This is a genomic window from Leptolyngbya sp. CCNP1308, assembly GCF_034932455.1.
Lineage (GTDB): Bacteria > Cyanobacteriota > Cyanobacteriia > Phormidesmidales > Phormidesmidaceae > Nodosilinea.
On record NZ_JAYGIH010000036.1, the window covers coordinates 67,153 to 85,862 of the forward strand.

The 18,710-nt window shown below is 58.0% G+C and carries 18 protein-coding genes; 10 read left to right on the forward strand and 8 right to left on the reverse strand.

Annotation, left to right across the window (positions count from 1 at the left end; all coding sequences use genetic code 11):
- Window positions 1-83: 83 nt before the first annotated feature.
- Window positions 84-2,246, reverse strand: coding sequence for a polyphosphate kinase 1 (gene ppk1 / locus VB780_RS10165; RefSeq protein WP_323351032.1), 2,163 nt, complete (start codon window positions 2,244-2,246; stop codon window positions 84-86).
- A 253-nt stretch (window positions 2,247-2,499) separates the two neighbouring features.
- Between ppk1 and atpD the strand changes: the two genes are divergently transcribed.
- The gene (gene atpD, locus VB780_RS10170) at window positions 2,500-3,954 is read left to right on the forward strand and encodes a F0F1 ATP synthase subunit beta (protein WP_073610293.1); all 1,455 of its coding nucleotides are present in this window, start codon (window positions 2,500-2,502) and stop codon (window positions 3,952-3,954) included.
- 72 nt (window positions 3,955-4,026) lie between these two features.
- Window positions 4,027-4,434, forward strand: a complete 408-nt coding sequence (atpC, locus tag VB780_RS10175) for an ATP synthase F1 subunit epsilon (protein ID WP_323351033.1) — start codon at window positions 4,027-4,029, stop codon at window positions 4,432-4,434.
- A 157-nt stretch (window positions 4,435-4,591) separates the two neighbouring features.
- On the opposite strand, the gene VB780_RS10180 is transcribed toward atpC, so the two are convergent.
- Window positions 4,592-4,891: a 30S ribosomal protein PSRP-3 gene (locus VB780_RS10180; RefSeq protein ID WP_073610291.1), complete on the reverse strand. Its 300-nt coding sequence runs from the start codon at window positions 4,889-4,891 to the stop codon at window positions 4,592-4,594.
- Window positions 4,892-4,977: 86 nt separating this feature from the next.
- Here VB780_RS10180 and VB780_RS10185 point away from each other — a divergent pair, with 86 nt between their 5' ends.
- Window positions 4,978-5,790 (forward strand): TIGR01548 family HAD-type hydrolase, encoded by an 813-nt coding sequence (locus VB780_RS10185; protein WP_323351034.1) that lies wholly within the window; start codon window positions 4,978-4,980, stop codon window positions 5,788-5,790.
- Window positions 5,791-5,886: 96 nt separating this feature from the next.
- On the opposite strand, the gene VB780_RS10190 is transcribed toward VB780_RS10185, so the two are convergent.
- Window positions 5,887-6,693 (reverse strand): DUF4114 domain-containing protein, encoded by an 807-nt coding sequence (locus VB780_RS10190; RefSeq protein WP_323351035.1) that lies wholly within the window; start codon window positions 6,691-6,693, stop codon window positions 5,887-5,889.
- A gap of 409 nt (window positions 6,694-7,102) precedes the next feature.
- On the opposite strand from VB780_RS10190, the gene VB780_RS10195 reads away from it, so the two are divergent.
- Entirely contained in the window at window positions 7,103-8,044 is a 942-nt protein-coding gene (locus VB780_RS10195) for a LysR family transcriptional regulator (RefSeq protein WP_323351036.1), read from the forward strand.
- A gap of 161 nt (window positions 8,045-8,205) precedes the next feature.
- Here the strand turns inward: VB780_RS10195 and thrC are convergent, their stop codons facing one another.
- The gene (thrC, locus tag VB780_RS10200; protein WP_416349217.1) at window positions 8,206-9,318 is read right to left on the reverse strand and encodes a threonine synthase; all 1,113 of its coding nucleotides are present in this window, start codon (window positions 9,316-9,318) and stop codon (window positions 8,206-8,208) included.
- Window positions 9,319-9,612: 294 nt separating this feature from the next.
- Between thrC and VB780_RS10205 the strand changes: the two genes are divergently transcribed.
- The 3 genes from VB780_RS10205 (at window position 9,613) to VB780_RS10215 (ending at window position 11,726) form a co-directional block, all read left to right on the forward strand.
- Window positions 9,613-9,918 (forward strand): hypothetical protein, encoded by a 306-nt coding sequence (locus VB780_RS10205; protein ID WP_323351037.1) that lies wholly within the window; start codon window positions 9,613-9,615, stop codon window positions 9,916-9,918.
- 182 nt (window positions 9,919-10,100) lie between these two features.
- On the forward strand, window positions 10,101-10,970 hold the full coding sequence (locus VB780_RS10210) for a hypothetical protein (protein WP_323351038.1): 870 nt from the start codon (window positions 10,101-10,103) through the stop codon (window positions 10,968-10,970).
- A gap of 237 nt (window positions 10,971-11,207) precedes the next feature.
- Complete coding sequence (locus VB780_RS10215) at window positions 11,208-11,726, forward strand: hypothetical protein (RefSeq protein ID WP_323351039.1); 519 nt, start codon at window positions 11,208-11,210, stop codon at window positions 11,724-11,726.
- A gap of 60 nt (window positions 11,727-11,786) precedes the next feature.
- Here VB780_RS10215 and VB780_RS10220 read toward each other — a convergent pair whose 3' ends face one another.
- Window positions 11,787-12,749, reverse strand: a complete 963-nt coding sequence (locus VB780_RS10220) for a hypothetical protein (RefSeq protein WP_323351040.1) — start codon at window positions 12,747-12,749, stop codon at window positions 11,787-11,789.
- Between the two features lie 223 nt (window positions 12,750-12,972).
- Entirely contained in the window at window positions 12,973-13,950 is a 978-nt protein-coding gene (locus tag VB780_RS10225; RefSeq protein ID WP_323351041.1) for an RluA family pseudouridine synthase, read from the reverse strand.
- A 31-nt stretch (window positions 13,951-13,981) separates the two neighbouring features.
- On the opposite strand from VB780_RS10225, the gene VB780_RS10230 reads away from it, so the two are divergent.
- The gene (locus VB780_RS10230) at window positions 13,982-14,452 is read left to right on the forward strand and encodes a VOC family protein (protein WP_323351042.1); all 471 of its coding nucleotides are present in this window, start codon (window positions 13,982-13,984) and stop codon (window positions 14,450-14,452) included.
- 89 nt (window positions 14,453-14,541) lie between these two features.
- On the opposite strand, the gene dxs is transcribed toward VB780_RS10230, so the two are convergent.
- Window positions 14,542-16,449, reverse strand: a complete 1,908-nt coding sequence (dxs, locus tag VB780_RS10235; RefSeq protein ID WP_323351043.1) for a 1-deoxy-D-xylulose-5-phosphate synthase — start codon at window positions 16,447-16,449, stop codon at window positions 14,542-14,544.
- 216 nt (window positions 16,450-16,665) lie between these two features.
- On the opposite strand from dxs, the gene VB780_RS10240 reads away from it, so the two are divergent.
- Window positions 16,666-17,190 carry a hypothetical protein gene (locus VB780_RS10240; protein WP_323351044.1) on the forward strand — a complete coding sequence of 175 codons (525 nt, stop codon included), beginning with the start codon at window positions 16,666-16,668 and terminating at the stop codon, window positions 17,188-17,190.
- Here the strand turns inward: VB780_RS10240 and VB780_RS10245 are convergent.
- The gene (locus VB780_RS10245; protein WP_323351045.1) at window positions 17,187-17,969 is read right to left on the reverse strand and encodes a DUF362 domain-containing protein; all 783 of its coding nucleotides are present in this window, start codon (window positions 17,967-17,969) and stop codon (window positions 17,187-17,189) included. The genes VB780_RS10240 and VB780_RS10245 overlap by 4 nt on opposite strands.
- A 374-nt stretch (window positions 17,970-18,343) precedes the next feature.
- Here VB780_RS10245 and rpsN point away from each other — a divergent pair, with 374 nt between their 5' ends.
- Window positions 18,344-18,646: a 30S ribosomal protein S14 gene (gene rpsN, locus VB780_RS10250; protein ID WP_323351046.1), complete on the forward strand. Its 303-nt coding sequence runs from the start codon at window positions 18,344-18,346 to the stop codon at window positions 18,644-18,646.
- Window positions 18,647-18,710: the final 64 nt, after the last annotated feature.

Sequence of the window (18,710 nt, forward strand, 5' to 3'; positions counted from 1 at the left end):
GAGAAGGCAAAGGGGATTTTTGATGGGCAGCGGCCTGGAGGTTGGCTGGGGCGATCGCCTCTCTCCCCCAATACCCCGCCCGCCTATAGTAAGCTGTCGCGTTTGAGGGCGTAGGCCTTGAGCGTGGCGTGGGTGCCGCGCTCCTCTTCGCCTTCGAGCGGGCGGCGCTGGGTAAACGTACCGTCAGAGGCCATCTCCCAGGCTTGGCGGTTGTCGGCCTGCAAAACATCGAGAATGTTTTGCAGCTCTTTGATCAGCTTCGGGTCTTCAATGGGCACGATCGCTTCCACCCGACGATCGAGGTTGCGGGTCATCCAGTCGGCGCTGCCGATGTAGTACTCGGGCTCGCCGCTGTTGTGGAAGCAAAAAATGCGGGAGTGCTCTAAGAACTGACCGATGACGCTAATTACGCGAATAGTCTCGCTGACGCCGGCTATGCCGGGCTTCAGACAGCAGATACCGCGCACAATTAGATCAATTTCGACCCCCGCCTGGGAGGCTTCGTAGAGCAGTCGAATAATGCGGGCATCGACCAGGGAGTTCATCTTGGCGACAATTTTGCCCTGGCCACCATTTTGGGCATGGTCGATCTCGCGGCGAATCAGGGCTTCCATGCGATCGCGCAGGGTCAGCGGCGCCACCAGCAGTTTGCGGTAGGCTTTCTGGCGCGAGTAGCCGGTGAGAAAGTTGAACAAGTCGCTCAGATCAGCCCCCAACTCCTCCTGGCAGCTAAATAAACCCAGGTCGGTATAGAGTTTCGAGGTTTTAGGGTTATAGTTGCCGGTGCCAATATGTACGTAGCGGCGAATTTCATTGCCCTCTTCGCGCACCACTAGGGTAGTTTTGGTGTGGGTTTTGAGCCCCACAATGCCGTAGACCACGTGAACCCCAGCGTCTTCTAGCTTTTTGGCCCACTCAATGTTGTTGGCCTCGTCAAAGCGGGCCTTGAGTTCGACTAAGGCCACCACCTGTTTGCGATTTTCGGCGGCGGCAATCAGTGCCTTCACAATGGGCGAGTCACCGGAGGTGCGGTAGAGGGTAATTTTAATCGCCAGCACCTTGGGGTCGTTTGCCGCCTGGGTAATAAACTCCTGTACCGAGGCCCGAAACGATTCGTAGGGGTGGTGCACCAAAATATCGCCGTCCCGCAGCCGGGCAAAAATATTGGGCGGGTGCTCCGAAAAACTGCTGTTGCCCTCATCATCAAGCTCAATTACCGGTTTGAACCGGGGCGGCACTAGCGCTGTCCAGGGTTTATCCTTAATCTCCGGCAGGGGCAGCGAGAGGAAAAAGAACAGGTCTCTCAGATTCAGCAGGCCGTCGATTTCATAGATGCGATCGCTGCCTACCTTAAGCTCTCGCATCAACCCCTCCTTTAGGTCGGGGGGCATGGCGCTTTCGACCTCGACCCGGCAGACAAACCCCTCTAGACGCCGCTTGTTAATTTCTTTTTCAATAGCCAGCAGCAAATCATCGGCCTCGTCTTCCAGCACCGGAAAGTCGGCATCGCGGGTAATCCTAAACAGATGACAGCTCACAATCGTCATGCCTGGAAACAGGTAGCTTAGATTTTCGGCAATCACCTGTTCTAGGGGCACCCCAATCCACACGCAGGGTTTACCCCTGTAGGTGCACAACTGCTCAGGCATGCCCACAAACCGAGGCAGGCTGCTGGGCACCTTGACTCGGGCAAAGCGCTCAACCCCAGTGTCTGGGTCGGCCACCTTGACCGCTAGGTTTAAACTCAGGTTCGACATGCGCGGAAAGGGGTGCGACGGATCAACGCTGAGCGGCGTCAGCACCGGAAAGATGCGCTTCTCAAAATAGACCTTGAGAAAGAAGAGTTGCTCTTTAGTGAGGTCGCGATAGTTTTGCAGGTAAACCCCGTGCTTGGTCAGGGCTGGGCGCAGATCACGCTCAAAGGTTTCATGTTGCAGGGCCACCTTCTCGACTAGGTGCGATCGCATCATTTCCAGCTGCTTTACCGGCGTCATCTTATCCGGTGTCTCAGGATGCACGCCCGCCTCGGCCTGCTCCATCACACCAGAGATGCGCACCATAAAAAACTCGTCCAGATTATCGCTGTAGATCGCCAAAAACTTCAGCCGCTCCAGCAGCGGCGTGCGAGGGTCAAGGGCTTCGTGGAGCACCCGCTCGTTAAACCCCAGCCAGCTGACCTCACGATTGACGTAGTACTGCGGGGCACTCAAGTCAGCGCTCTGGTCGGCCACCTTCGCTTTAGCCATGGCTTTCCTTAACCCCCAATATGTTTTGTCAGGGCATTTTAGCGGTGCAACTTGATGATTTGGTTAAGGCCAAGCCCTAGGTCGTCCTCAAAACCCAAGAGTGCCGTCCCCCCATCAACCTGGCGTTTGGATAAAGTCGATGGGATCGTCGTAGGCGGTAACGCTCTAGTGATACTCTAAATGATGGCGCTTTAAAATGTAACAGTAAATTAAAAGCGCCCAAGACAGCTGATCATACGGAATAGGCGCAAGCATGGTCACCACAGCAGAACAAACCAACGTTGGCTACATTACTCAAGTTATTGGCCCGGTCGTAGACATTAAGTTTACGGCTGGTGAAATGCCAAAGATCTACAACGCTCTCAAAATTCAGGGCACAAACCCCGCCGGCAACGAAGTTGCCGTTACCTGCGAAGTGCAGCAGCTCCTGGGCGACTCCCAGGTGCGGGCCGTTTCGATGAGCACCACCGACGGTCTAGTGCGGGGTATGAAAGTTGTCGATACTGGCCTTCCCATTAGCGTGCCCGTAGGCGCTGCTACCCTGGGCCGCATTTTCAACGTGCTGGGTGAGCCCGTAGACGAAAAAGGGCCGGTCAACGTTGACACCACTTCGCCTATCCACCGCTCAGCGCCTAAATTCACTGAGCTAGAAACCCAGCCCTCGGTGTTTGAGACCGGCATTAAGGTGATTGACCTGCTGGCTCCCTACCGTCGCGGCGGCAAAGTGGGTCTGTTTGGCGGTGCGGGCGTGGGCAAAACCGTACTGATTCAAGAACTGATCAACAACATCGCCAAAGAGCACGGCGGTGTGTCGGTGTTTGGCGGCGTGGGCGAGCGCACCCGCGAAGGCAACGACCTCTACAACGAATTTATCGAGTCCGGTGTGATCAACGCCGACGACCTGGGCAAGTCTAAGGTCGCCCTAGTCTACGGCCAGATGAACGAACCCCCTGGGGCACGCATGCGCGTAGCGCTGTCGGCGCTGACCATGGCCGAGTACTTCCGCGACGTCAACAAGCAAGACGTGCTGCTGTTCATCGACAACATCTTCCGCTTTGTGCAGGCTGGTTCTGAAGTATCGGCACTGCTGGGCCGCATGCCCTCCGCTGTGGGTTATCAGCCCACCCTGGGCACCGATATGGGTGACCTGCAAGAGCGCATTACCTCTACCCTAGAGGGCTCTATTACCTCCATTCAGGCCGTGTACGTCCCGGCGGACGACCTCACCGACCCCGCGCCGGCAACCACCTTTGCCCACCTTGACGCCACCACCGTGCTGTCTCGGGCCCTGGCCTCCAAGGGCATCTACCCGGCTGTGGATCCCCTCGACTCTGCTTCCACCATGCTGCAGCCCAGCGTTGTCGGCGAAGAGCACTACAGAACCGCTCGGGCGGTGCAGTCTACCCTCCAGCGCTACAAAGAGCTTCAGGACATCATCGCCATTCTGGGTCTAGATGAGCTGTCTGAGGACGATCGCACGGTGGTGGCCCGCGCCCGCAAGATCGAGCGCTTCCTCTCCCAGCCCTTCTTTGTGGCTGAGGTGTTTACCGGTGCCCCTGGTAAGTACGTTTCTCTGGAAGACAACATCAAAGCCTTTAACCAGATTCTCTCTGGCGAGCTAGATGATATCCCTGAGCAGTGCTTCTACCTCAAGGGTGGCATTGAAGAAGTGTTCGAAGCCGCCGAAAAGATCAAGGCTGAGAAGTAGCTTCTGCTGTTGGGGGCCAGGGAATAATCCTGGTTCCCAACATCCTGTCATAATCCCTATTGCATTCTTGCTATGGCATTAACCGTTCGTGTAATTGCCCCAGACAAAACCGTCTGGGACTCTGAAGCAGAAGAAATCATTCTGCCCAGCACCACTGGCCAGTTGGGCATCTTAGCTGGCCACGCCCCCCTCCTCACGGCCCTCGACATAGGCGTGATGCGGGTAAGAGCTGATAAAGAGTGGGTGCCCATCGCGCTGATGGGTGGCTTTGCCGAAGTTGACAGCAACGAAGTCATTATTCTGGTCAATGGGGCTGAGCGTGGCGATACCATCGATCTCGCCAAGGCCCAAGCCGCCTATCAGGAGGCTGAGACTCACCTCAGCGAGGTTGACACCGAAGATAAGTCGGCCACAATTCAGGCCCGTCAGAGCCTCAAGCGCGCTAGAGCCAAGCTTCAAGCGGCGGGCGGACTCAAGTAGTATCTCAATAGTGAATGAGTTCATTGAAAAGCCCGCCAGTTGAATAACTGGCGGGCTTTTCAATGGGACTGTGCCCCCGATTGAGTCTTAGCAGCGAAGGAAGATCTAAACCAGATGTTTTAGCTAGGCATTAAATCCTGTTCAGCCTCTGGAACAATCACGAACTACCGGTAAAGGTGATTTCGGGAAAGCGATCTTGAGCTTCGGTAAGGGGTTTGCCCTTACCTTCTTCCTGCCAATAGTTGATAATCTCGGTAGCCTGGTTGAGAATTTCAACCCGCTCTTCCTCTTCGATCCAGGGCTTGCTTTCAAGCTCTGTTTTCATTTGTTCCCAGGCGTCGTTACGGGGCCAGAAGAAATAAGAGGTGAGCGGGCTGGTGCCCTTGCCTACCACCTGATCAACTGCCAGCGCAACGTCGCCTTCTAGCCAGAGTACTTTTAGGACAAATCTGGACAAGTAGACCTCCGCTGCAATTCCAAAAATACTACAGTCTATAATTCTATCACCTTGCCTCCCTCCTCTCTACCCCAGGTGTGCATTCTATGACCTCTTTGGCTGCCCCTCGGGCGATCGCGGTGTTTGATATCGACGGTGTACTGCGGGATGTGGGCAATTCTTACCGCCGCGCCCTGGCCGATACCGTGGAAGAATTTACCGGGGGCCGCTATCGCCCCACGTCGGAAGATATCGATCGCCTCAAGGGTGAGGGCCAGTGGAACAACGACTGGGAGGGTTCCCAAGAGCTGGTGTATCGCTATTTTGAAGCCCAGGGGAAGAGTCGGGATGCGATCGCCCTCGACTATGACCAGATCGTGGACTTCTTTCAGCGCCGCTACCGGGGGCCTCGCCTGGACGATCCTAACCAGTGGACAGGCTACATTACCCAAGAGCCACTGCTGGTGGATGCGGCTTACTTTGGTGAACTGACGCGCGATCGCATTCCCTGGGGATTTTTTAGCGGAGCCACCCAGGGGTCGGCCCGCTTTGTGCTAGAGCGGCGGCTGGGGCTGAACAACCCCGTGCTCGTAGCTATGGAGGATGCCCCCGGCAAGCCCGACCCCACCGGCCTGTGGGCCGTGGTGGCTCGCCTGACTGAGCAGCATGGGCTACCGACTGACCTACCGGTGATCTACGCCGGAGACACCGTCGCCGATATGCAAACCGTTGTGCAAGCCAGGGCTGCCCAGCCCCAGCGGCGATGGCTGGGGGTTGGGGTGCTGCCGCCCCACGTAGGGGCCGGAGCAGAGACCTATCGCCGGGCCTACCGGGATGCCCTATGCGAGGCCGGGGCCAGCGCAGTCGTGAGTGGCGTGACGGAACTCACGGCTAGCCTCATCCCCACGCTGCAGCCCTAAGAAAAAACGGGAGATGAGTAACTCTCACCTCCCGCACTACCATCAGGGTGCATTCATGAACAACTAAAGCGACTGAGACCGTTAGGTCAAGCCAGCTTATTCGGTGACGGCTTTACGGCGGCGCAGGGTGGTAAACCCGCCGATGCCCAGGGCCATCATGCCGAGTAGGGCAGAGGGCTCAGGAACGTCTTCAGCCGGGGGTGCCCCATGCTGAATACCGCGCACCGCAAAGATCACGTCGTTGTAGTCGCGATCGCCGCCGCCGACAATATCCTCAAAGCCGAGGATAATCCAGTCTTTGTGCTGGAAGGCGACTACGTGCTGGAGCCCGTTGGGGTTAGCCGCCGCGTCAGTGCCCAGCATGGTTTTGCCGCCGTTTTTGCCGTCCGACTTAATCATGAAGTCGAGCTGGGTAGCCCCAACGAACCCACCGAGGCTAACGCCTTGTCCGAGGGCTAGGGGCCCGTTGCTCTCACTCAGCTTGCTGTTGGCCGACGAAATGTCGTCAAAGATTTTACCACTGCCGCTCAGGCCACCGTTGGCATCGGTGGCGGTGTAGAACAGCTGGTTGCGATACCCCGCGCCTTCATTGATGAAGTAGACCTCAACGGGGTCAACCCCATTCCAAAACAGCTTGCTGGTGTCAAGCTGGTACTGGGCCAGAAACCCCTGAGACAGGGCGTTGGCTTCGTTGTTGATGAGCTTTTTGAGCTCATCGAGGGTAGTGGAGGGCTCGGTTATGTTAAGGCTCTTGAGGTTGTCAAACCCGAGGTCAGTGGAAAACTGATCGGGAGTGAGGCTAGCGTTGGACATTTGGGCCTGGGCTGGTGCCGTAGCCACAAGGCTGACAGACACTGCCGCTGCGGCAAGTCCGGCTTCTAAGAGGTGACGGTTAATAAACATCTCCTGGTACCTGGCTGATAGATTCGTTGGAGTTATATAGGACACCTGCCGCAAGGAAGGGCCTAGGGGATGAGCAGGCTGTATCGCGGTAGCGAATGGGTCTGCCCGAGGGCCAGTTAGACTGGTATATCTCTCGTCCAATCTACTTGACCGGTGGAGAGAGAGCCTGAGTAGATACCCTGGGAGGGAGATAAAGTTTCAGTAATTCTATCGCAGTCAAGTAAAAAGTATTGCTAGAAGTACTGATGCCACCCCCGTAGAACCGGTCTGTTGCTCTAGCCTGCTGCGCTTAAAAGCCCCTCAAATCTGACTCCCGCCTGAAAAAAACTAGAAATTTGGGCTGACTCTTTCACTTAGCCGCAATCAGGGGTTAGTGTCTAGACTTACCCTGTCAAGTTAGGACGGCACCATGGCCAAAGCTGACCCCCACCGCCTGAAGCTCTCGCAGCTGCGAGCGCTGGTGGCCATTGCCGATCAGGGATCGTTTAGCGATGCGGCTCTACATATGGAGCTTTCCCAATCGGCGGTGAGTCACGCGATCGCCACCTTGGAAGATGAGCTAGGGGTACTATTGCTCAACCGAGGTCGTCAGGGGGCGGTGCTGACGCCAGTGGGTGAACAAATTACTGAGGAAGCTCGGCAGGTGCTGCGATCGCTCTCTAACCTGTGCAATCGAGCTGACGAGGCGAAGGGACTACAAACGGGCGAGGTGCGGATTGCGGCCTTTCGCAGCGTGGCCACCCACATTTTGCCGGAGGTGATTCGTCAGTTTCGGCAGCAATACCCCGGCGTGACCATTGCCATTGACGAAAAATCTCACTACGAGATGGTGGAAAGCGATCTGCGCCAGGGGCGGGCCGATGTGGGGTTTACCTATTTGCCCACCCGCGACGAGTTTGAACAGTGGGAACTGCTGCGCGATCGCTACATCATGCTTTTGCCCCCCAGCGCTCAGCCGACTGCCCCCTTTACTTGGGAAGACCTGGCGGCCTACCCGCTGATTCTGACGCCGAGCGACGACGGCGATCGCCAGTACCTCGATCGCCTGCTGCACCGCTGGGGCCAGCAGCTACAGCCCGCCTACGTCGTGCGCGAAGACTCAACCATTCTCAGCATGGTAGAGCGGGGTTTGGGAGCTACGATTATGGCCGCCCTGGCGGCAGAACCGATTCCCCCAGAGCTGCGGGTAGCGGAGTTGCCCCAGCCCCTAGAGCGGGTGATTGGGGTGATTGTGCTGCGCGATGCGCTGCTGCCGCCGCCGGTATACGCCTTCTTAGAGCGGCTCAAAGCAGTTTGGTTGAAGTCTCGGGCGGCTCAGCCCGCCCCTGGCCTGGTGGTGGGAAACAGCTAGCCCGGCGTCTGTCAGCATAAAAAATGCCCCAGCACTGGGCCGAGGCAAAAGGTCGTTGTTGCTCTGGAGGGACGTTGAACGCGGTTCACATTCTCCAGCTATTGGCTACAGCGACAGGACTGTCCATTTCGGACGGCACCAATTTTTGTGGATACCGGAGGTTAAAAACCCATAGCCTTGGCCAGAATGGCGGTGTCGGGGTTGAGGCCACCTTTGACCTGGTTATTGCTGTGGGCGATCGCCGTGTCGGGGTCTTTCAGTCCGTTGCCGGTCAGCACGCAGACGATATTAATGCCAGCGGGCACTTGGTCTTTTACCTTCAGCAGCCCGGCTACGGAAGCGGCACTGGCGGGTTCACAGAATACGCCTTCTAGGGCCAGCAGGCGATAGGCGTCTAGAATTTCGTCGTCGGTGACGGCATTAAATTCGCCCTGGCTGGCGTCGCGCACGGCTTCGGCCTTTGTCCAGCTGGCGGGGTTGCCAATGCGAATGGCGGTGGCTAGGGTTTGCGGGTCACGCACCACATGGCCATGAACCAGAGGCGCTGCCCCCGCCGCCTGAAAGCCCATCATTCGGGGCAGGCGACTGCACTTGCGCTGCTGGTGGTATTCGCAAAAGCCCATCCAATAGGCGGTGATGTTGCCCGCGTTGCCCACGGGAATACACAGCCAGTCGGGGGCATCGCCCATGGCGTCAACAATCTCAAAGGCACCGGTTTTCTGGCCCTCTAGGCGGTAGGGGTTGACCGAGTTGACCAGGGTAATGGGGTAATCCTGCGCCAATTCCTGCACCATGGCGAGAGCATCGTCAAAGTTGCCGTTGATGGCCAGCACTTCGGCCCCGTAGAGCAGTGCCTGGGCCAGTTTCCCCAGGGCCACATAGCCATCGGGTATGAGTACAAAGGCCCGCATGCCCCCTCGGCGAGCGTAGGCGGCGGCGGCGGCAGAGGTGTTGCCCGTGCTGGCGCAAATCACCGCTTCGGCCCCGGCCTCTTTGGCCTTAGAAATGGCCATGGTCATGCCCCGGTCTTTAAAGCTGCCGGTGGGGTTGAGGCCGTCGTACTTGACCCATACCTTGACGTCTTTACCAATGTGCTGGGCCAGAGTTGGCATCGGAATCAGCGGAGTATTGCCCTCGCACAGGGTAACCACCGGGGTCTGGTCGGAAACGGGCAGATAGGCTCGGTAGGTTTCAATTAGCCCCGGCCAGGGCTGGAGCCCAGTGCTAAAGGTGCGGGAGACGGCGGTGGCGGCAGGATTTACGCTTAGGGTCACGGTAGGTCGGCAATATATTGTGGGAAGCTCAAGACCTAGATGAGTTACACCCAATCCAAGGCTCAGCCCTATGTTGTTTCCTAGTTTACCGTGAGCCTTGGCCCCAACGGATCAAGCGCCCCACTTTTGGCTACCTGGCCGCAGAATTCTGTCCTAGGGAGGATCTCCAGTTTATAAACTGCCCTAAGCTGTTTCGGTGGTTTGCGATCGCCCGGTTTAAGATTGGTCTCTAGACAGAATGGTTAAAATGTCTTAACTTTCTGACTGAGTACAACTCTCTACCCAACTTCGCCCATGAACGCCCCCGTAGATCGCGCTAACGTTCAAGTATCTGCTCTATCTGATGGAGCGGCCCTGGAACTGGTGACAGCCCCGAACCCAACGATGACGGCTGTAGTCTCCACAGCGCGCGAAACAGCTCCCGCGGTCGAGGACAAAATTTGCTGGCTTGAAGTTCGCCAAGCCCCCTACCCCCCCAATCAGCAGGTAGAACTGCTGCATTTGCAGGCCGAAGCCGAGGCCCTGCTGTTGCAGCTGCAGGCCAAGCACCAGCGGCGACAGCAGCACCTGGATAGCGCTGTGGAAACGCTCACACTGTAAAAAATTAAAAATCGCAATGGGATTGACCGATGATTCCTGCGGGATACTCGTTCCGAGTCGATTCCCGTGGCTGCGATGCCGCAGGATTCACGCTCCGCGAATCGCGCCTCTGACCCGAGCGAAAATGCGCCACTTTCTGAAGAATTCGCTATGGTTAGGGGAATTTGTGGGGAGATGCTGCGATGACTTACTCTGCCAAACCCAGGCAACCTGGAGAGCCTAAGCTAAAGAGCCTAGCTAACCGAAAGCTGTACGCCGCCCTCGGTGGTGGGTTACTTTTGGCGATCGCGGCCGGTGCAACCCTCAAGCTCACCACGGCAAACTCTCGCAGCAATAATCAGGTGGTCGAGACCGTGCCGCCTGCGGTGGCTACTGACCCCGCCTCGGTTGATGGAGCGCTGATTCCAGCAACTGGGGAAGCCGCTACGCCATTTCAATCTCAACCCTTCTATGCCGCATCGACGCCCCTGCGGCTGGCTGACCCCAGTCTGCTGCGGTCTACCTCACCCCAGGCTCGGGTAGAAGCTATCAGTGCGGGGCGCTCTGATCCATTTGCTTCAGTAGTATTACCCGGGCCTAGAGCTTCCCGGCCCAAGCCAACAGCGGCTGTGCTGACGCCAGCGCCCTCAACCACCGCAGGCCAGGGGCTGCCCGCGGTGCCCGCAACGGCTACCCAGAGTTTGCCGCCTCTGCCCCAGATTGCCGTGCAGCCCGTGGCCTTGCCCAACCTTCCTGCTCCTTTTCTGCAGGGCGGTGTGCCACCGATCCCTACCGATATTGCCGTAGCCCCCACGGGTAGCCCGACCTTTCAAAACCTGGTTGACCAGGTGGTGGTGAGCGGTGTGGTACAGGTCGGCAGCGGCGTCAGCGTCATTGTCACCGAACCGGGCAGCACCGTCAGCCGTCGCGTGTCCCAGGGCGATATGCTGGCCGGCGGGCGCATCAAAGTTAAGTCGGTGGATATGTCTGGACAAGAGCCCATGGTGGTGCTCACCTACGACGGCAGAGACTACACCCGTACTGTAGGGGCTCCCATGGTGAGTGCCCTTTAGCTATTGGCACCCTTCAGCGACGGTCGTGAATCCGACAAAGCAAAGTTTTGCTTAAATTTGACCGCCTATCGTCGCATGGGGTTGATATATGAAGGAGAGCTAGCCAGAGGATTTAGTCCAGAAAGCTGGGCTAGGTGGGCCAGAGGATTGGTGCTTACAACACCAGCTAGCGATACCGAGTAAAGGGCAGCGGGGTGCTATGCCCTTGCGGTTAGTCAGTCGGCTGAGAGGTTGCCTATGGGCAGTAGTCAGACATCTTCTAGCAGAGCAAGGGCTCAGCGGTTGCTGGGTCTTGATGGGGGCGACACCTACGAGTGCCCGGTGTGTCGCCATGGGCAGATTCAGCCCATGGCGCTGATGGATGCCTACGCCTGTAGCTTTTGTCGCCACATATTTGAGGTCAACCTCGAGCAGCAAACGGTGCATGTAGTCGATAGCGTGCAGCCTATGGGCTGGCGCTGGCAGGGCTGGCGCTGGCAGCCCCTTTACCAAAGCCGGGGCGATATTACCCTGACTCTTTGGCTGATCGGGCTGGCGCTGGTGATTCTCCCGGCGGGGATAGTGGCCCTGGGAGGGTACATCTTTCCCCCGCTTGAGGCCACAGCGGGGATGAACTGGTCTATGGTTTGGGCACTGGGTACCTTAGCCGCCCACAGCGCTATGGTGGGCTGGCTCATCGCCGAACATCACCAATTCCCAATTTATGTGATGGCTAAAATTCGTCTCCAACGGCTTTTAGAGCGCCTGCCAGGATAGACGATGACTATCTGCCCCCGGTAAAGCCTCGCGATCTTGAATGAGTAGTCAGCGAGATTTCTAATGATTCACAACCGATAGGCAATCGGTCGAAGAGAACCAAATTAGGGGAATATCGGCGTCGCTGCGCCAGCGTACCCAGCCCTCGGCAGTGCTAGAGCCCGGCAGCGGATTGCATCCTTGGGCCGGTTGTGTGACTCGTACCCGTAGCCAGTCTCCTTCGAGATCGAGGGGTTGAATAATGCTGTTAGACCCCACCAGTGCCTGGAGTGGGGCAGTGCTGTTGGGAGCCAATCGCATGGGTTGAGCCAGGCCAGGTCGCCGAAACTCAATGCGGGATGCCGCCTGCATCGAGGTTTCCCAGGCTTCTATGGTGAGAGGCAATCGGCCCAGGTCTAGGTGGGAGGTATGGGCCCAGGCGGTACCCGCCGGGGTGTATTGAAAGCGAAACCAGCCATCGGGGCGAACTTCTAAAACGGGAAAGGTGTAGATCTGCTGCTCGGTTTTGACCATAGAAAAGGCGGCATCGCGGCCAATGGCCAAGGGGCCTGCGTTGTTAGGGACGAGCCAGCCGTTGATCAGCCAGCCCCAATGGACGCTCTCCGGGCTGGGGTAAATGGGCAGAGCCACCTCGCTCAGCCAGCCAGCACCGGAGAGCTCGTCGCTAATGCCTGTGGTGGGATTGGCGGGACGCAGATTCCCGACGCCGACCTCATCGTTGGGGGCTGGGGTTAGACCAATAATGCCCGCCGCTTCTGGGAGGATGGGCTCTGGGAGAGGGGTCGGTAGCGGTGGTGGAGTAGGTTCTGAGGTGTCTTGTTTGTCCCTGAGGTTGTGGGGGGCGGCGGCGAGAGCATCTGGTGCAGCCTGAAGGGGGCTAGAAAGTGTCGTTCCTAGAAGGGCTGTCGTGGCAAAAAGCCCGATCGCAATGGGTACCAGTCGGCCTAGACAAGCTACGCTGCGCTGGTTGGAAGCCTGCCCCAGGGGACGTTGTGGTGGAAGTAGGAGAGGATGCATAGCCATGACAACTGGAGGAGATAATGACAGAACTCTGTAGCAGTACGCCTGCGATCGCAAGTTGGATGCCTGAGGCCGCCTTGATTATGCTCAAATAAGCCCCGTTTTAAGCTGTGTCTCTGGTTTGCTTGACCAACACTTAACCTGATTGTGCCCGATGCAACCCCTCTGCTCATCGCATATCTGTTGATCTCCCCTTCCCAACCCATCCACCGACTTTCCTCCTCGGCTAAACCGACCGATTCCTAAGCACTGTTAACAGCTTGAGAAAGTGCTCTGGCAAGGGGGCGATCGCCACCACCAGATTCCCCGTGGCCGGGTGGCGCAGTTCTAACCGCTCGGCGTGGAGCGCCTGACCCGGCAAATTTACGCCCACGTCGCGCCCCGCCCCATAGGTGAGGTCGCCAACGATGGGGTGACCCATGTGAGTGCTGTGGACGCGGATCTGGTGGGTGCGACCAGTCTCTAGGCGAAACCGCAGCAGTGAGAAATTGCCCAGGCGTTCTTCCACCTGCCAGTGGGTGATGGCGGTGCGCCCTTTCTCCAGGGGCACAACGGCATGCTTTTTGCGGTCGATTGGGTGGCGACCCAGAGGGGCATCGATGGTGCCAGAGTTAGCCTTAGGCGCTCCGTAGACAACACCGAGATATTCCCGGCGGGCCGTTTTGGCCTTCATCTGGGCTTGGAGATCGCTGTGGGCTAGGTCGGTTTTGGCCACCACAATGGCCCCGGTAGTGTGCTTATCGAGCCGGTGGACAATGCCGGGGCGCTGGACGCCGCCGATGCCGAGGAGCTGATCGCCGCAGTGGGCCAGCACCGCGTTAACCAGGGTGCCGCTCAGGTTGCCGGGGGCAGGATGCACCACCAAGCCAGCGGGCTTGTTGAGAATGATCAGGTGCTCGTCTTCGTAGAGAATGTCGAGGGGAATAGCTTCGGCGGTCAGATCTAGCGGGCGGGGTTCGGGGATGGTGAGGTGGATGCGATCGCCCAACCGAACTGCTTCCTTTTTATTGGTGCACAGCTGACCGTTGATCAGCACGTACTCCCAATCGATCAGCTTTTGCACCCGGTTGCGGGAGAGTTCCTTGACGTTGGCGGTGAGCCAGCGATCGAGCCGCTCGGGGTCAGGACGATCAACGGTGAGTTCGAAGATTTGGTCGGCGATGGCTAAAAGACTGAGCGCGGTAAGATTTCTATAATCAATCATAAGCCGCTCCGTCTTGGGATCTTTGCCGCCGATGAATCCTAGCTCTACCCCTCAGACCCTAGCGAATCTGTCCCCTAACCAGCTACGCCGCATTCATCATCTGGCCCTAAATGTAAAGGATATGGCGGCCTCACGCAGGTTCTACGGCGGTCTGCTGGGGCTGCGAGAGCTGACTGGTGACGAGGTAGATGATACCCTCAAAGATCTGGTCGCCACGGGCAAGGTCGCTAACTTTGTGCTGCCCGACGGGCTAATTCTCGACTTGTTTGGTGCTCCACACCTGGAGCCGCCTGACCCCGACCCCGATAAATCTTTTACCCGCGCTTACCACCTGGCCTTTGATATTGACCCGGCGCAGTTTGACGGGGCGCTGGCGGTGCTGGCGGCGAACGAAGTCTCCATTGCCCACGGCCCTGTCACTCGGCCCACCGGGCGCGGCGTATATTTCTACGACCCCGATGGCTTTATGGTCGAGATTCGCTGCAACCCAGTTGAGGCCTGAGCACAGAACTTACTCAATGATTAGGCAATCGCAAAAAGCCCCAGGCTGAATGGCTTCAGCCTAGGGCCATTGGTTAACCAAATGCCGCCTTACCGCACCAGGGCAGGCTTCTCCACCTGGTAGGTGGCGAGAATGCGCTCGGCCATCTGGGGCGGAGTTAATCCTAGCGCCGCCTTTGACTGGTCGGGGCTGGCGTGGTCTACCAGCACATCGGGCACGCCGATACGCAGCACCTGAGCGGGCAGCTGGGCATCCATGATCGATTCCACTACCGCAGAGCCAAAGCCGCCCATTAGGCAGCCCTCTTCAAAGGTGACCACCTTGCCGATTTCCCTCGCCAGGGGCAAAATCAGCGCCTCATCCAGGGGCTTGGCGAAGCGGGCGTTAACCACCGTGGCCTCAATACCGTGCTCGCTGAGGATTTCGGCGGTCTGCATGGCCGGGTAGACCATCGAGCCGTAGCCCAGCAGCAGCACGTCGTCGCCCTGGCGCAGTACTTCTGCTTCGCCAATTGGTAAAGGCTCCCAGCCTTCTTCCATCAGAGGGGCACCGTAGCCGCTGCCGCGGGGGTAACGCATGGCGATCGCGCCCTTGGTGTAGTCAATCCCCGTCACAATCATCCGCTGCATTTCGGCCTCATCTTTGGGGGCCATCAGCACGATGTTGGGGATGCAGCGCAGGTAGGCGATGTCGTAGAGACCCTGGTGGGTCGGCCCGTCGGCCCCGACAATGCCCGCCCGGTCGAGGCAGAAGAACACCGGCAGCTTTTGAATGCAGACATCGTGGACAATCTGGTCGAAGCCGCGCTGCAAAAACGTGGAATAGATTGCCGCCACCGGGCGCATACCCTCGCAGGCCAGACCTGCCGCCAGCGTCACCGCGTGCTGCTCGGCAATGCCGACGTCAATGTATTGCTTGGGCAGCGCCTGCTGGAGTTTGTCTAGCCCCGTACCCGTGGCCATAGCGGCGGTGATGCCGACAATTTTGGGGTTGTCTTCAGCCAGTTTGATCAGGGTTTCGGCAAACACCTTCGAGTAACTGGGAGGTTTGGGCTTGGTGGAGGGCACCCCTTTGCCAGTAGACAGGTTAAAGGGCGACTGGGCGTGGTAGCCCACCTGGTCTTTTTCGGCGATCGCATAGCCCTTCCCCTTGGTGGTGGCCACGTGCACTAGCACCGGCCCGGTGTGCTTGTGGGCCTCTTTAAAGGTGGCAATTAGCTCTTGCAGGTTGTGGCCATCCACCGGCCCCATGTAGGTAAAGCCCAGTTCTTCAAATACGGCCCCCACCTTGGGCACCGCCAAACGCTTCATGCCTTCCTTCACCCGGTCAAGCTCCGGCGAAAGCGACTCACCCACAAAGGGCAGGTGCTTGAACTGCTCTTCGAGGTTGTCGGTAAGAAACTGCACGGGCGGGCTGAGGCGCATTTTGTTGAGGTAGCGCGGAATCGCCCCCACGTTGGGCGAAATCGACATTTCGTTGTCGTTGAGCACCACCAGCAGGTTGGTGTTGGGCAGGTGCCCGGCGTGGTTGATGGCCTCCAGGGCCATGCCCCCGGTCAGCGCCCCGTCACCGATAATGGCCGCCACCTTGTAGTTGTCGCCGCTCAGATCGCGGGCCAAAGCCATACCCAGGGCGGCTGAAATGCTGGTGGAGGCGTGGCCAGCGCCAAAGTGGTCAAACTTGCTCTCGCTGCGCTTGAGGTAGCCCGCCACACCATCTTTTTGGCGCAGGGTGTGGAAGTCGTGGTACCGCCCGGTGATGAGCTTGTGGGGGTAGGCCTGGTGGCCCACATCCCAGGTGACTTTGTCGCGATCGAGGTCGAGGGTTTGGTACAGGGCCAGGGTTAGCTCCACCACCCCCAGCCCAGGCCCCAAGTGCCCCCCGCTGGCGGCCACGGTCTCCAGGTGCTTTTCGCGAATCTGGCGAGCCACATCTTCGAGCTGGCGAATGGATAGACCGTGGAGTTGATTGGGGTGAGTTACGTCACTCAGGTGCATACTGCCTTAACCTCTACGTCACGAAATTGTGTTTTTCCTGCTACTCTTCACTGTAGAAGATTCGACGACTAGAAACATTGGGGCGATCGCATTGGTCTACCCAAGGCATAACCAAAACGAACTCTGCTGAATTAATTCGCTGTAATTCATTGACCAACAGTCTGTAACCAGCGATTACGCCTGTTAACTAAGCTATATAACCTTTAACGTTCTGTTATGGTTCATTTTCTTGCTTCTGCTACCCGTCGCCCGTGCTCTGCACTACCGTTTGCCCTAATTGCCGGGCTGGCGGCTCCCCTGGTGCTGGTGTCTGCTCCCAGGGCGATCGCCAACGATTTTGAATCCTGCACCAGTAACCTGATCGAGGCGGGCATTGCCGTTGCTGATGCCGCTGGTGCCTGTGGCACAGCACTGCACCCCGCCGACCTCTCAAGCTGCACCGTTGATGTGCTCGGGGCTGCCGAGGTGGATGCCGAACAGGCGTTAGTGGCCTGCCAGAGCGATCGCCGCCCCCTAGAGCTGGCCACCTGCGTCGGCGATATTCACCAGGGTCTAGAGGTCGCCAACTCTACTACCGTGCTCAACAACTGTCGCCGCAGCGTGCTGCCCATGCGGTTTTCTGACTGTGTGGTAGGCGTGGCTACCGCCGCAGAGCTAGCCGTGACCGACTCCATGACCCAGTGCATTGCCGCTGGCTATCGCCCTGAAGATGTCGCCCCTACTTTCATCTTCTCCCGCTAGCTCCGGCGCTGGCTCTCTAGAGCGGTGATGTAGTCGGGAATGTCTTCCTGCCCCACCAGGCAGGCGGTTCTATCCACCGTCAGCAGGTCGTCGCCATAGATGACTTGACCGATGGAAATGCCATTGCCGCGATCGGGCTGCCAGTCGCGGCTGACAAATTTTTCGGTGCAGTCCACAACGCCGCCCGCAAAGTAGTGGCCCAGAGTCGAGTAGACATCCTGCAAAACCAGGGGCACCGACGGGCGGTGCAGTTGCCCCCGAGAGTTAGCACTGCGGGCTTTGTATTTCGCCCTAGGAAAAAGGCCATAGAGGTTTTTCAGAGAAGCCGAAATCAGCGGTGCCCCTTTTAGCTGGGTGCGCTTCAAGGCGCTGACCGACAGGCAGCAATCGACCTCTTGCAGCAGTTTGGGTGCCCACATGGTTGTGAACCGCACCGGACTGGGGGAGCGATTAGAGTATTCGGCCAGTTCCAGCTCATCGGCGTTGAGCAGCTGCATTCCCGCTGACAAAAGCTGAGGGACGCCAACTTTAGCCATGATGGTGTCGAAGGCAACGTTAGAGCAAACCCCTTCAACGATGAGGATTTCGGCGCTGGGGCTAGATTCCCGTAAGCCTCGGAGGACTTCTTTCAGCACCGCCAGGCTGACGGTGGCGGGCGGCCCCACGGGGTACCCCAAATTGGGCTTAACGAGAATGCGCCGGGCCTGCTGGGCAGCTGCGGGCGGGGCGTAGTGGAAGCGATCGCTCAGAGTCGTCACCACTGGAGCTAACACAGGCATAGGTTAAATGGACGAATAGGGCTCTAACTGATGAACTGCACCGCAATGATGCCAAGGGCCCAGGCAAAGACCATCCAGGTCATTAAACTTGTCATCGGCATTCCTCTCCAATAATTTAATTCTTTGGTTGACGAAAACTCTCATTCCACTGTAGTAGGGCCTTGGAGGCATTCCGATGGCAGAAAACCGAACCGAAGACATCGACTCCGCTCAGCCACCAGGAAGGGTTGGCATGGTTGATGAAATGTCTCCGTCGGGGCCGTCGCCGGGGCGGGCTGAAAAAACTGGGCAGTGGGGTTTACTCTGCTGGGTAACGTCGCGTATAGTAGTAGACTGTGTCTGTGATAAAAAGGTCTTACGGCTAGAGAAACCAAATGGCTAAGAAAAGCATGATTGCGCGGGAGCGCAAGCGGGAAAAGATGGTAGCGCAGTACGCTAAGAAGCGTGAGGCACTGCTGGAAGAGTTTGATAAGGCTGCCAACCAGCAAGAGAAGGTAGCTGTCCACCGCAAGATTCAGCAACTTCCCCGCAACAGCGCGCCGACTCGCCTGCACAATCGCTGCTGGATGACCGGCCGTCCCCGTGGTTATTACCGCGACTTTGGCCTCTGCCGCAACAAGCTGCGCGAAATGGCCCACCAAGGTCTGCTGCCTGGGGTTGTCAAGTCGAGCTGGTAAGATAGATTTTCAATATTTGAATAGGCCTAAGGCTTTCGCAAAAGCCTTAGGCCTATTCCCTAAA